This is a genomic window from Kitasatospora sp. NPDC053308, from assembly GCF_055585785.1.
Map to the genome: position 1 here is coordinate 70,595 of NZ_JBVJJY010000008.1, position 13,199 is coordinate 83,793.

The 13,199-nt window shown below is 75.1% G+C and carries 10 protein-coding genes and 1 riboswitch; of the genes, 7 read left to right on the forward strand and 3 right to left on the reverse strand.

What is annotated here, in order from left to right; translation table 11 throughout:
- The first annotated feature begins 11 nt into the window (after nt 1-11).
- The 4 genes from ACZ6Y7_RS19730 (at nt 12) to ACZ6Y7_RS19745 (ending at nt 3,920) form a co-directional block, all read left to right on the forward strand.
- Entirely contained in the window at nt 12-515 is a 504-nt protein-coding gene (locus tag ACZ6Y7_RS19730; protein WP_465759185.1) for a MaoC family dehydratase, read from the forward strand.
- A 152-nt stretch (nt 516-667) separates the two neighbouring features.
- Nucleotides 668-1,870, forward strand: a complete 1,203-nt coding sequence (locus tag ACZ6Y7_RS19735) for an acyl-CoA dehydrogenase family protein (protein ID WP_465759186.1) — start codon at nt 668-670, stop codon at nt 1,868-1,870.
- Between the two features lie 492 nt (nt 1,871-2,362).
- Entirely contained in the window at nt 2,363-3,055 is a 693-nt protein-coding gene (locus tag ACZ6Y7_RS19740; RefSeq protein ID WP_465759187.1) for a phosphatidylserine decarboxylase, read from the forward strand.
- Nucleotides 3,042-3,920, forward strand: a complete 879-nt coding sequence (locus tag ACZ6Y7_RS19745; protein ID WP_402218759.1) for a CDP-alcohol phosphatidyltransferase family protein — start codon at nt 3,042-3,044, stop codon at nt 3,918-3,920. The genes ACZ6Y7_RS19740 and ACZ6Y7_RS19745 overlap by 14 nt, the downstream gene beginning before the upstream one ends.
- Nucleotides 3,921-4,024: 104 nt before the next feature.
- Here the strand turns inward: ACZ6Y7_RS19745 and ACZ6Y7_RS19750 are convergent, their stop codons facing one another.
- From ACZ6Y7_RS19750 to ACZ6Y7_RS19760, 3 genes are all read right to left on the reverse strand, one after another.
- On the reverse strand, nt 4,025-5,350 hold the full coding sequence (locus ACZ6Y7_RS19750; protein ID WP_465759188.1) for a hypothetical protein: 1,326 nt from the start codon (nt 5,348-5,350) through the stop codon (nt 4,025-4,027).
- A gap of 620 nt (nt 5,351-5,970) precedes the next feature.
- Nucleotides 5,971-7,107, reverse strand: a complete 1,137-nt coding sequence (locus ACZ6Y7_RS19755) for an alpha/beta hydrolase family protein (RefSeq protein WP_465759189.1) — start codon at nt 7,105-7,107, stop codon at nt 5,971-5,973.
- 178 nt (nt 7,108-7,285) lie between these two features.
- Nucleotides 7,286-7,981: a helix-turn-helix domain-containing protein gene (locus ACZ6Y7_RS19760; RefSeq protein ID WP_465759190.1), complete on the reverse strand. Its 696-nt coding sequence runs from the start codon at nt 7,979-7,981 to the stop codon at nt 7,286-7,288.
- Between the two features lie 208 nt (nt 7,982-8,189).
- Nucleotides 8,190-8,321, forward strand: a riboswitch (cobalamin riboswitch).
- 108 nt (nt 8,322-8,429) lie between these two features.
- Here ACZ6Y7_RS19760 and ACZ6Y7_RS19765 point away from each other — a divergent pair.
- From ACZ6Y7_RS19765 to ACZ6Y7_RS19775, 3 genes are read left to right on the forward strand one after another with little or no spacing between them, the layout of a single operon-like run.
- A complete protein-coding gene (locus ACZ6Y7_RS19765) occupies nt 8,430-9,464 on the forward strand; it encodes a cobalamin biosynthesis protein (RefSeq protein WP_465759191.1) in 1,035 nt (344 codons plus the stop codon).
- Entirely contained in the window at nt 9,461-10,999 is a 1,539-nt protein-coding gene (locus ACZ6Y7_RS19770) for a cobyric acid synthase (RefSeq protein WP_465759192.1), read from the forward strand. Before ACZ6Y7_RS19765 ends, ACZ6Y7_RS19770 begins: the two co-directional genes overlap by 4 nt.
- On the forward strand, nt 10,996-13,197 hold the full coding sequence (locus tag ACZ6Y7_RS19775) for a putative cobaltochelatase (RefSeq protein WP_465759193.1): 2,202 nt from the start codon (nt 10,996-10,998) through the stop codon (nt 13,195-13,197). Before ACZ6Y7_RS19770 ends, ACZ6Y7_RS19775 begins: the two co-directional genes overlap by 4 nt.
- Nucleotides 13,198-13,199: the final 2 nt, after the last annotated feature.

A 13,199-nucleotide genomic window follows, 5' to 3' on the forward strand; every position in this document is an offset into this window, starting at 1 on the left:
GGACCTGAGCCATGCAGTTCGGACGCACCTACGAGGAGTTCGAGGTCGGCGCGGTCTACAAGCACTGGCCCGGGAAGACGGTCACCGAGTACGACGACCACCTCTTCTGCCTCCTCACCATGAACCACCACCCCCTCCACATGGACACCAACTATGCGGAGAAGACGACGGACTTCGGCAAGAACGTCGTGGTGGGCAACTACATCTACTCGCTGCTGCTCGGCATGTCCGTCCCGGACGTCTCCGGCAAGGCGATCGCCAACCTGGAGATCGAGTCGCTGCGCCACGTCGCGCCGACCTTCCACGGTGACACCATCTACGGCGAGACCACCGTCCTCGACAAGTGGCCGTCCAAGTCCAAGGACGACCGCGGCATCGTCTACGTCGAGACGAAGGGCTACAAGCAGGACGGCACGGTCGTCTGCGTCTTCCGCCGCAAGGTGATGGTGCCGACCGAGACGTACACCAAGGAGCGCGGCGGCGAGCAGCCCGGTCGCCCGACCCCGCTGTCCTGACCGCTCCCCCTCCCCGCAGACCCCGGAGGGGCAGGCCGCCGTCATCGGCCGACCCCCACCCGGTAACGGGGGCCCTGCTGCCGCAGCCACGCCGGCAGGGCCCCCGCAATCCCCCCCCCCCGCCTTTCTTCAGACATTTTCGGAGCCGCACGATGGGACGCCTCGCACAGACCGACGGCCTCACCGAGATCCAGCGGGACATCCTCGCCACCGTGCGGGATTTCGTCGACAAGGAGATCATTCCGGTCGCGACCGAGCTGGAGCACAAGGACGAGTACCCCTCCGCGATCGTCGAGGGCATGAAGCAGCTGGGCCTCTTCGGCCTCACCATCCCCGAGGAGTACGGCGGCCTCGGCGAGTCGCTGCTCACCTACGCCCTGGTGGTCGAGGAGATCGCCCGCGGCTGGATGTCGGTCTCCGGCATCGTCAACACCCACTTCATCGTGGCGCACATGATCAACGCCCACGGCACCCAGGAGCAGAAGGACTACTTCCTGCCGAAGATGGCGGCCGGTGAGATCCGCGGCGCCTTCTCGATGTCCGAGCCCGGCCTCGGCTCCGACGTTTCGGCCATCTCCACCAAGGGCGTCAAGGACGGCGACTTCTACGTCCTCAACGGCCAGAAGATGTGGCTCACCAACGGCGGCACCTCCACCCTCGTCGCGGTCCTCTGCAAGACCGACGAGGGCGGCAGCACCCCGTACAAGAACATGACCACCTTCCTGATCGAGAAGGAGGCCGGCTTCGGCCCGAACCCCCGGGTTCCCGGCCTGACCGTGCCCGGCAAGATCGAGAAGATGGGCTACAAGGGCGTCGACACCACCGAACTGGTGCTGCAGGACGTCCGGATCCCGGCCGACCGGATCCTCGGCGGCGTCCCGGGCAAGGGCTTCTACCAGATGATGGACGGCGTCGAGGTCGGCCGCGTCAACGTCGCCGCCCGTGGCTGCGGCGTCGCCCGCCGCGCCTTCGAGCTGGGCATCTCCTACGCCCAGCAGCGCTCGACCTTCGGCAAGAAGATCGCCGAGCACCAGGCCATCCAGTTCAAGCTCGCCGAGATGGCCACCAAGGTCGAGGCCGCCCACCAGATGATGGTGATGGCCGCCCGCAAGAAGGACGGCGGGGAGCGCAACGACCTCGAGGCCGGGATGGCGAAATACCTCGCCTCCGAGTACTGCAAGGAGGTCGTCGAGGACGCCTTCCGCATCCACGGCGGCTACGGCTTCTCCAAGGAGTACGAGATCGAGCGCCTCTACCGGGAGGCCCCGATGCTGCTCATCGGTGAAGGTACTGCGGAGATCCAGAAGATGATCGTCGGACGGCGGCTCCTGGAGGAGTACCGGATCGCCGAGTGATCCGCGGGCCGCCCGCCGAGCGATCGCCGCGCCGGGTGGCCTCCTCGAACCGCCGGTCGACGGGCGTGCGGGCCCGTCCCGGCGCGGTGCCGTGCCCCGTCACGGGCCCGGCCTGGTCCGCCAGGGTCCGGCACGGCCCTCCGGAAGCGGCCGTAGGGCGTACAGCTGCGACAACGCGCCCTGCGGCCGCTTCCGCACACCTTCTTCCGACCACCGCGGCCGTTACCTCCGGCGGGTTCCGCAAGGGCGGCTGTTGAGACAAGTCTCACCAGCCGTGTCCGGCCCCTTGGGAACCGGACCGGGTCGAGCTACGGTCGTAGAGGCGGGACGCGCGGACGCGCTCCCACCGGACACATGAACGAGCAGGCGGGTTGCCCACCCACCGTGTGCTCCCGATAGCATCCACCGGGACAGCAAGCCGTCCCCTTCTATTACCGATCCCGCGGTGGCCCCCCGTCCAGCGGCCATGATCCCCCGCGACAAAGGTCTTCGATGCCCATCAGCCCGTCCCCTCACACCTCCGTCACGGACCGCGATGCCCTCGCACCCACGACGGCCGGTCGGCGACCCCGCGTGACCATCGCGCGCGGAGCCACCCCCTGGTTCGTCCCCACCCTCGCCACGGCCGCCGTGACCACCGCCCTCACCCGGCGCAGCGGCACCTGGGCCCTGGCGGCGGTACCGGCCTGTGCGCTCAGCGCGGGCATGCTGTGGTTCTTCCGCGACCCCGAGCGTGAGATCGGCACGGGCAGAGTGATCTCCCCCGCCGACGGCGTGGTGCAGAGCATCGACGCCTGGCCGGACGGCCGCACCCGGATCGCGATCTTCATGAGTCCGCTCAACGTCCACGTCAACCGCGCGCCCCTGCCGGGCACGGTGACGTCGGTCGAGCACGTCGCGGGCGGCTTCGTCCCCGCGTTCAACAAGGACAGCGACCAGAACGAGCGGGTCGTCTGGCATTTCGACACCGAGCTCGGCGACATCGAGATGGTCCAGATCGCGGGGGCCGTGGCCCGCCGCATCGTGCCGTACGTGGCCGCCGGAACCAAGGTCGAGCAGGGCGAGCGGATCGGTCTGATCCGGTTCGGGTCCCGGGTCGACACCTACCTGCCGGCCGGCGTCGAGGTCGGCGTCGAGGTCGGCCAGAAGACCACAGCCGGGGTGACGCGCCTTGACCGTGACTGATCCTGAGACAATCGTCGGCCTGGACGACGAGGAGACGGCCCTGCGGCGCCGCCGCTGGGCGCGCGACCGCGAGCTGCGCGCCCCGCGCTCTCCCCAGCACCTGTCCACCGCCGACTTCCTGACCCTGGGGAACGCCGTCTGCGGCTTCCTGGCGATCTACTCGATCACCACCGGGGTCCTCGTCCCGCACATCACCAACCCGGACGCGGCTCCCGACCGGCACAGCGCCGCCACCGCGGTCACGCTGCTGCTGATCGGCTCGATGTGCGACCTCTTCGACGGCCTGGTGGCGCGCAAGCTGCGCTCCTCCGCCCTCGGAGCGGAACTGGACAACCTGGCGGACCTGATCAGCTTCGGCATCGCGCCGGCCTACTTCGTCGCGGTCTGGGGCATGGTCTCCCAGGGCTCCAACAGCAAGCTCTCGGCGCTCATCGCGCTGACCGTGCTGCTCGCGGTCGTCCTGCGGCTGGCCCGCTTCTCGGCCGTCAAGATGCGGCCCGGGGTGTTCCAGGGCATGCCCTGCCCGATGGGCGCCATGACGGTGATCGCCATCGTGCTGCTCGACCCGCCGTTCCTGCCCGGTCTGCTCGCCATCTTCGGCGCCGCGTACCTGATGGTCAGCCGGATCGAGTACCCGAAGCCGCAGGGGCTGCTGGCCACCGCCACGCTCTGCTGGATCGTGGTCTCCATCGGCTGCCTGGCCGCCTGGGCCACCGGCCTGCCGGGCGGCGACAAGCTGATGCACGTCGGCGCGTTCGCCCAGATCACGCTGGCCGCGATGGCACCGCTGCTGGTCATCCGCCGCAAGGTGGGGCAGAAGGTCGGCGACGTCCGCGCCCGGCGGGCGGAGTCGCGGCTCGGCTGAGCCGCTCGACGTGCGGAAGGGCCCGGAACCGATCGGTTCCGGGCCCTTCCGCATGTCGCGCTGGAGTGTCGCGGTCCGGAGCGTCGCAGGGCGCTCCGCCGGGGCTACGCGCCGCCGGTGTGGACGCTGAAGGCCGAGCGGCGGGCCGCCCGGGCCACGCCCGGGTCCGGGTGCACGCCCGAGACCGCCGTCAGCACCGAGGCCGCCCGCGGGTGGCCGGACTGCCGCGCCCGGGCGAACAGCCGCACCGGGTCCCCCGCCGCGGCGCCCTCGACGTGGCCCACCAGCAGCTCGGTCTCACCGTGGTCGAGCACCGCGGCCGCGGTGTCCACCCAGAGCCAGGCCGCGTCCTGCGCGCCCAGCACGTCCGCCGGGGAGACCCCCTCGTCCGCGCGCTCCGCCAGCCACAGCAGCGCGTACGGGCGCAGCACCGGCTCGTCCACCGAGGCCCGCACGGCCTGCTCGGCCGGCCCGCCGGCCACCCGCAGCGCCTCGAAGGCCAGCCCGCGCACCAGCGCGTCGTCGCCCTGCGCCGCCTCCAGCAGCTCGGCCACCGCCCGGTCCGCCGGACGGGCCGCGACCCAGGCGCGGTACTCGGCGCGGGCCGGGCCCGGCGAGTAGTCGGCGCAGGCGTTCAGCAGCTCGAAGGCGCTCTGCTCGATGTGCCCGGCGGCGGTCTGCGCGACGGTGCAGATCTCCTCCAGCTTCGCCCGCACCGCCCAGTGGCCCAGCGGCGACAGCTCGGCGGCGTCGTCGCGGCGCGTCAGGGCGCCGACGGCCGCCAGGCCGTCCAGCATCCAGTCCAGGACGGCGGCCACGTCCGAGGGCGCGGGCGGAGTGTCGATCTGCGGCTCCCGGCAGGTGCCGCGGACCGCGGACACCGCGGAGGCGGCGTGCGGCACCGGCGACAGGCCCGGGCCCCCGGCGCCGCCGCCGACCCGGCGCTCGTCCAGGCCGCGGCGCAGCAGCTCCAGCAGCTCGCTCTCGGCCACCGGTCCGTCCACCAGGTGCAGGAAGGAGAGCAGCTGCGGGGCCTGGTCCACGGCCTGTCCGGCCAGCAGCGCGAACACGCCGCGCAGCGCGGCGGGCGGCACCGGGGCGAGCAGGGTCCAGGCGTCGAACAGCGCCGACCAGCCGCGCACCACGGCCTCGTCGTCGTGCTCCCAGGCGTGCAGCCGCCACCCGGGGCCGGCCCCGCCGTCCCGGGCCTCCACCAGGCCGACCAGGAGCGCCTGCCCCCAGGCCTTGGCGGCGGCGCCGACGGTCATGGCCAGCGCCCGGCCCGCCGCGCGGGCGTCCTCCGGGAGCAGCTCGCCGCGCTTGTCGACCTCTTCCAGCTCTCCGGCCCAACGGGCGATCCGGACGGCGTCCACCAGCATCCGGCGGGCCAGCGGGGCCAGCTCGGCCGGTGCCGGGAAGCCCTCGGGCACGGGAACCCGGCCCCGCCCGGGGGCCGGTGCGGGCCCCCGTCGCCGGGGGACGCCGTTACGGGGTACACCCGCCCCGCCCGGCCTGCCACCGGCGGGCCGGTTGGCCGTACCTGGGAGACGGGTCACCGTCGCACCGGTACCGATCGTCGGCGGGAGCGGGGCATCACGGTCGCGCGGGTTCCGAGACGTCACGTCGAGCAGTCTTCCCCTTGTACCGGCCTTCTGTCACATCCGGTTGTCCGTACGAGCGGACGACCGCCCGCGGCACCTCCGCAAGATCGGGCAACAGTGGCAAACCGCCTGGCCGGAAACGTGTGGCCTGCCCATGCCAGGTGAACCGGGACGGTTGCGGGGCCCGCTCGCTCGGTGACGGAGTGTAGCCGACGGGTGGGGAGGCGGGGGCCACCAGGTGCCCCTGACCGGACCTCCGGCCCCACGGGGGCCATCGGTGCCCTCGGGGAACGGCGGGGGTGTCCAGCCGGAATCCGGACGGATGGCGGGGCGGACCGGCCGATCCCGTGGCGGGGGACGTCGGGGGGCCGACGTCCGGTACGGGTGGGGCGCCCGCGGCCGGGCTCCACCCGGGCGACGCGGCGCCGGTCCCGGGGCCGGGGGCTCGCTCAGAGCAGGGGGGTGAGCCAGCGACGCAGGAGTTCGGTGTAGTGGTCCGGCGCGCTGTTCCAGAGGGTGGCGTGGTCGCCGCCGGGGAAGGGCTGGAGGTTGACCACGTCGGGCCGGGCGGCGGCGAGGCGTCGGGCGCCGCGGAACGGGGAGATCCGGTCGTCCGGGCTGTGCAGCAGCAGGGTCGGCACGCGCAGGTCGGCGCCCTCGGCGATGCGGGAGAAGTCGGCCAGGTCGACGCCGGTGCGGCCCTGGGCGGCCAGGACGCCGAGTTCGGCGACGGCCCCGCGGAAGCCGTGCCGTTCGGCGTCCCGGCGGGCGGAGCCCGGCAGGTCGAGGACCGGCGAGTCGAGGACCAGGCCGCTGACGGCGTGCGACCAGGCGGAGCGGGCCGCCGTCTGCAGGACCATGGTGGCGCCGACCGACCAGCCGTACAGGATCACCCGGCCCGCGCCGTTGTCGAGCGCCAGCCGTACCGCCGCCTCGACGTCGCGCCACTCGGTCTCGCCGAAGTGGCTGTACCCGTCCGGGGAGGCGGGGGCGCCCTCGTCGCCGCGGTAGGTGACGCACAGGACGGGCAGGGACAGCCGGTCGAGCACCGGCAGGACCGGGAGGGTCTGCCCGCGGTCGGCCTCCGGGCCGTGGACCAGGATCACCCAGGTGCCGCGCTTGCCCTCCAGGCGCCAGGCGGGGAGGTCGCCGAGTTCGCCGTCGACGACGGTGTCCGTGTAGGCGAGGCCGAGCGCCCGGGTCGGGTCGCCGAGGTGGACGCGCGGGGTGAAGCGGACCTCGGTGCCGGGCGCGAGGGTGCCCTGGTCGGCGCGGACCAGCCGGCGGGTGACGCTCTGCTCGTCGCTGTGCAGCACCTCCTCGACCACCGCGTGGCCGTCGTCGCCCCACTCGACCGCCCAGCGCCCGGGGCGCAGGCTCCCGGGACCGCGGGTGAAGGTGACCCGCCCGGCGCCGAGGCTCCTGACCAGGACCGGCCCGGACTCCTGGACGGCGGTCACCGGACGCACCATCCGCTCGGAGGCCCGGCGGCCGATCACCAGGACGACGGCCCCGGTCCCGACGGCGGCGGCAGCCACGGCGGCGGCGGTTCCCCAGCGCATATCGATCCCCGCTCTGTTGGTCACGGACCGGACGGTGTTCGTGCACCAGTCCACCGGCGCCCCGCCCGCCCGGCCACCGGGCTGGGCCGTCCGGGGTACGCGTGGCGGGGCCGGGCGGGGCCGGGTCGAGGGCGGGGCCGGACCGGGTCGAGGGCGGGTCAGTGCGGCGGGGGCCGGGGCGGGGCTTCGCGGGGTGCGGCGGTCAGGGCGTCTCGGCCGCCGTCTCGACGCCGAGGAGGTGCCAGAAGCGGGGGACGAGGTCGTCGGTGGCGGGGGCCTGGTCGGCGCGGGCGCTGCTGCCCCAGTGGGTGGGGACCTGGTGCTCCTGGTGGAGGGTGGCGAGGACGGCGGAGAGCGCCTCGGCGGGGGCGGGGACGATCCGGGCCAGGGCGCGGAGCTGGGGCTGCCAGCGGCCGCCGACGCACTGGCGGAGCAGGCTCTCCAGGGCCTCCTCGCGACCGGTGGCCGCGACGAGCTCGGGCAGGCTCAGGCCGAGGACCTGGGCGAGGGCGGCGGTCTGGTCCTCGTCGCCCTCCCACCGCCCGGTCAGTTCGGCCCGCTGGTAGGCGGTGAGGGTGGTGCCGGTGCGTTCGGCGACGGTGCCCTGCGGGAGTTCGCGGGCGACCCGGTGGTCGCGCAGCAGCACGGGGCGGGCGTCCATCAGCTGGACGGTGGGGCACCAGAGGGCGCGGGCGAGGGCGATGAGCTCCGTTTCACTGGGGCGCAGCCGGCCGTCCTCCCAGGCGAGGACGTGGCCGGGCAGCAGCCGGACGCCGTTCGCGGCCATGCCCTCCGCGACCTGTTCGGGGGTCAGGCCGAGTCCTGAGCGGTGGGAGCGGGCGGCTGCGGGGGAGAACGGCACCGGGGGCGGGGCGGCGGGGGACTTTCTGCGGCGCATGCCCCCGAACGTAGGCGCGCGGCGGGGCGCGCCCCCACCGACCGAACGCACGAAGCGGCCGGTGCCGGGGCGGCGCCGCGCTGGGCGATCCCACAGGCTGTCAGGCGCTGTCGGTGCCCGGCCTCCGTGTGACCAACCCCTCCGTGACCTCGGTTGACTCCCGGTTCGGGCGCGTGATGGGATCCTGAGGCCAATCGGAGGCATGGAGAGGAAGCCGGTGCGAGTCCGGCGCGGTCCCGCCACTGTCACCGGGGAGCACGCTCGGAACTATCGCCACGGCGGGCCGTCAGAAGCCGCTGGAAGGCCCCGGGGGTGCGTCCGACCCGGAAGCCAGGAGACTCTCGCCCCCGTTACGTCGACCCAGGGCGCGGACCCTGAGTGAGGACACGCACGCGATGCAGGCTGCCCCGCCCGGCCGGACTCCGAGCTGCCTTCCGCCGTGCGGCCGATGACCGCCCGTGCGCTGACGCCGCGCCCCTCGCTCCTTGCCCCGGCCCGCCTCCCGGCCCGCGGCGCGGCCCGCCGGTCGGCCCGCGCCGCCGCGTTCGCGCTGGGCGCCGTCGCGGGCTACGCCGCCGACGCCCGCTTCGCCGACCCGCGCCGGGGCCACCCGGTGGCGCTCTTCGGCGCCGCCGCGACCCGGCTGGAGCGCCGGCTGTGGCGCGACGACCGGGCCGCCGGGGCCGGGTACACGGCGCTGTGCGTGGGCGCCGTCGCGGCGGGCGCGCTCGCCCTGGACCGTACGGTGGGCCGGCGTCCGCTGGGCCGGGCGGCGCTGGCCGCGGCCGCGACCTGGACGGTGCTCGGCGGCACTTCGCTGACCCGGGAGGCCCGCACCGTCGGCCGCTCGCTGAGGGACGGCGACCTGGCCGCCGCCCGGGAGCGGCTGCCGCACCTGTGCGGACGGGACCCGAGCGCGCTGGACGAGCAGCAGATCGCCCGCGCGGTGGTCGAGTCGGTGGCCGAGAACACCGCCGACGCCGTGGTCAACGCGCTGGTCTGGGGCGCCCTGGCGGGCACGCCCGGTCTGCTGGCGTTCCGCGCCGTGAACACCCTGGACGCCATGGTGGGCCACCGCTCGCCGCGGCACGCCCGGTTCGGCTGGGCCTCGGCCCGGCTGGACGACGTGGCGGGCTGGCCGGGCGCCCGGCTGACCGCGCTGCTGACCGTCGCCGCCGCCCCGCACCCCCGGACGGCCTGGCGGGTCTGGCGGCGCGACGGCTCCGCGCACCCGAGCCCGAACGCGGGTCAGGCGGAGTCGGCGTTCGCCGGCGCGGTGGGCGTACGGCTGGGCGGCGCGCTGCGGTACGGCACGAGGGTGGAGCACCGGCCGGTGCTGGGCGCGGAGCTGCGGCCGGTGACGGTCGACGACATCGAGCGGGCCTGCGCGCTCTCCCGGCGGGTGGGCGCGCTGGCACTGGGTACGACGGTCGCGGGGCATCTGGCGATCAGGGCGTTCCGCACGAGGAGGGGTGGGGCATGAGCAACGCGCTGCTGGTCGCCGGGACGACCTCGGACGCGGGCAAGAGCGTGGTGACGGCGGGCATCTGCCGCTGGCTGGCCCGCCAGGGCGTGCGGGTCGCGCCGTTCAAGGCGCAGAACATGTCGCTGAACTCCTTCGTCACCGCCGACGGGGCCGAGATCGGCCGCGCCCAGGCGATGCAGGCGCAGGCCGCCCGGGTGGAGCCGGAGGCGGCGATGAACCCGGTGCTGCTGAAGCCCGGCGCGGACGGCCGCAGCCAGGTGGTGCTGCTGGGCAGGCCGGTCGCCGAGGTGGGCGCGCTGGACTACCGCGAGCGCAAGCCCGTCCTGCTGGAGCGCGCGCTGGAGTGCCTGGCCGATCTGCGCCGGCGCTACGAGGTGGTGGTCTGCGAGGGCGCCGGATCGCCCGCCGAGATCAACCTGCGCGACCGGGACATCGCCAACATGGGCCTGGCCACGGCCGCCGGGCTGCCCGTGGTGGTGGTCGGGGACATCGACCGGGGCGGCGTGTTCGCGGCGATGTACGGGACGCTGGCGCTGCTGTCGGCGGAGGACCAGCGGCACGTGGCGGGCTGGTTCGTCAACAAGTTCCGCGGCGACGCCCGGCTGCTCGCGCCCGGACTGGAGATGCTGCACGGGCTGACCGGCCGTCCGGTGCTGGGCACCCTGCCGATGCTGTCCGGGCTGTGGCTGGACGCCGAGGACTCGCTGGACCTGTCGACCGTGGTGGACCGGGTGGACGGGCGCGGGCCGCTCGGCGCGGACGTGCTGCGGGTGGCCGTGGTGCGCTTCCCCCGGCTGTCCAACTTCACCGACCTGGACGCGCTGGCGCAGGAGCCGGGCGTGCTGGTGCGCTGGGCGACCCGGCCGGAGGAGCTCGCCGACGCCGACCTGGTGGTGCTGCCCGGCACCCGGGCCACCGTCGCGGACCTCGCCTGGCTGCGCGAGCGCGGCCTGGAGCCGGTGCTGAGCGCGCGGGCGGCGGCCGGGCGGCCGGTGCTCGGGGTGTGCGGCGGCTACCAGATGCTGGCGCGCGGGATCGTCGACGAGGTGGAGTCCAGGGCGGGCGCCGTCGACGGGCTGGGGCTGCTGCCGACGCACGTGCGGTTCGGCGCCGAGAAGGTGCTGGCCCGTCCGGTCGGCGAGGCGTACGGGCAGCGGGTCGAGGGCTACGAGATCCACCACGGGGTGGTGGCCGTGGAGGGCGGGGAGACGTTCTTCTCCGACGGCCGGGGGCGGCCCCTGGACGGCTGCCGGGTGGGGGCGGTCTGGGGCACGACCTGGCACGGCGCGCTGGAGAACGACGGCTTCCGCCGCGAACTCCTGCGCGAGGTCGCCGAGTTGTCCGGACGGGCGTTCGTCCCGGCACCGGACACCTCCTTCGCCGCGGCGCGCGAGGCCCGGCTGGACCGGCTGGGCGACCTGATCGAGGAGCACGCGGACACCGACGCGCTGTGGAAGCTGATCGAGGGCGGGGTACCGGCGGCCGGATCGCTGCCGTTCCTGGCGCCCGGGGCACCTGGGAGTGACGCATGACCGACGTCCGCTATCCGTTCACCGCGATCGTCGGCATGGCCGACCTGCGGCTCGGGCTGCTGCTGAACGCCGTCTCCCCGGCCGTGGGCGGCGTGCTGGTGCGCGGCGAGAAGGGCACCGCGAAGTCCACCATGGTGCGCGCGCTGGCCGGCCTGCTGCCGTCCATCGCCGCGGTGGACGGCTGCCGCTTCGCCTGCGACCCGGCCGCGCCCGACCCGCAGTGCCCGGACGGGCCGCACTCCGCCGCCGGGAGCCACGAACGGCCCTCCCAGCTGGTGGAGTTGCCGGTCGGCGTGGCCGAGGACCGGATCGTCGGCTCGCTCGACCTGGAGCGCGCGCTGGCCGAGGGCGTCAAGGCCTACGAGCCCGGGCTGCTGGCGAAGGCGCACCGCGGCGTGCTCTACATCGACGAGGTCAACCTGCTCCAGGACCACGTGGTGGACCTGCTGCTGGACGCCGCCGCGATGGGCCGCTCGTACGTCGAGCGCGAGGGCGTCTCCGTCCGGCACGCGGCCCGGTTCCTGCTGGTCGGCACGATGAACCCGGAGGAGGGCGAGCTGCGGCCGCAGCTGCTGGACCGGTTCGGCCTGACCGTCGAGATCGCCGCCACCCGGGACCCGGCCGAGCGCGCCGAGGTGGTCCGCCGGCGGCTCGCGTACGACGCGGACCCGGCCGGCTTCGCCGCGCGGTTCGCCGAGGAGGAGCGGGCGCTCGCCGCGCACATCACCGCCGCCCGGGAGCTGCTGCCGCAGGTGCGGCTGACCGATGTGGCGCTGCGTCAGATCACCGCCGTGTGCGCCGCGTTCGAGGTGGACGGCCTGCGCGCGGACATCGTGATGGCCCGCACCGCCGTCGCGCTCGCCGCCTGGGACGGGCGCACCGAGGTGCTGGAGGAGGACGTCCGCCGGGCCGCCCGGCTGGCGCTGCCGCACCGGCGCCGGCGCAACCCCTTCGACGCGCCCGGGCTGGACGAGGAACAGCTGGAGCGGACGCTGGAGGAGCACGCGCAGCCGCAGGAGCCGGAGCCCGACCCGGAGCCCGAAGGCGACGGTCCCGACGGCGGCGGTCCGGACGGCGGCGGCCCCGAGGGCGGCGACCCGGACGGGGACGGCCCGGACGGCGGCGACGGCGGACCGGGCGGCGGCGCGCCCGAGCCCTCCGACGGCGGCGCCCCGGAGGCGTCCGCCCCCGAACCCGGCACCGAGGACACCGGCGCGCACCCGGCGGGCGGGGACGACCGGCCGCAGCAGCCCGTCCCCGCCCAGCACCCCTCCCCCGCGCGGGAGTCGGCGCCGGTCGCGGCCGGCGACCCGTACCGCACCAAGCTGTTCACCGTCCGCGGCACCGGCCACGGTGCCCAGGGCCGCCGCTCCCCCGCCGAGACCACCGGCGGGCACACCATCCGCTCCCGCCGCCCGCAGGGCGCGCTCGGCCGGCTGCACCTCACCGCGACCCTGCAGGCCGCCGCGCCGCACCAGGTGGCGCGCGGGCGGGGCGGCCGGGCGCTGGTGCTGCGGAAGGACGACTTCCGCGAACAGGTGCGCCAGGGCCGGGAGTCCAACCTGGTGCTGTTCGTGGTCGACGCCTCCGGCTCGATGGCCGCCCGGCAGCGGATGACCGCCGTCAAGGGCGCCGTGCTGTCCCTGCTGACGGACGCCTACCAGCGGCGCGACAAGATCGGCATGATCACCTTCCGCGGCGCCGGCGCCGAACTGGCGCTGCCGCCCACCTCCTCGGTGGAGGTGGGCGCGGCCCGGCTGGAGTCGCTGCCCACCGGCGGACGGACCCCGCTGGCCGAAGGACTGCTGCGCGCCCACGAGGTGCTGCGGGTCGAACGGCTGCGCGACCCGAGCCGGCGCCCGCTGCTGGTCGTGGTGACCGACGGCCGGGCCACCGGCGGGCGGGACGCGCTCGCGCGCTCCCACCGCGCGGCCGCGCTGTTCGCGGCGCAGGGCACCTCCAGCGTGGTGCTGGACTGCGAGTCCGGCCCGGTCCGGCTGGGGCTGGCCCGCACGCTGGCCGGGCGACTCGGCGGCAGCGCCGTCAGCCTGGACGAACTGCGCGCCGAGGGCGTGGCCTCGCTCGTCCGCGAGAACCGTCGCGAGGGCCGGCGCGAGAACGGTCGCGAGAACGGTCGCGAGAGCCGGCGCGACAACCGTCGTGAGAACCGTGCAACCACCCTGCGAAAGGCGGCCTGACC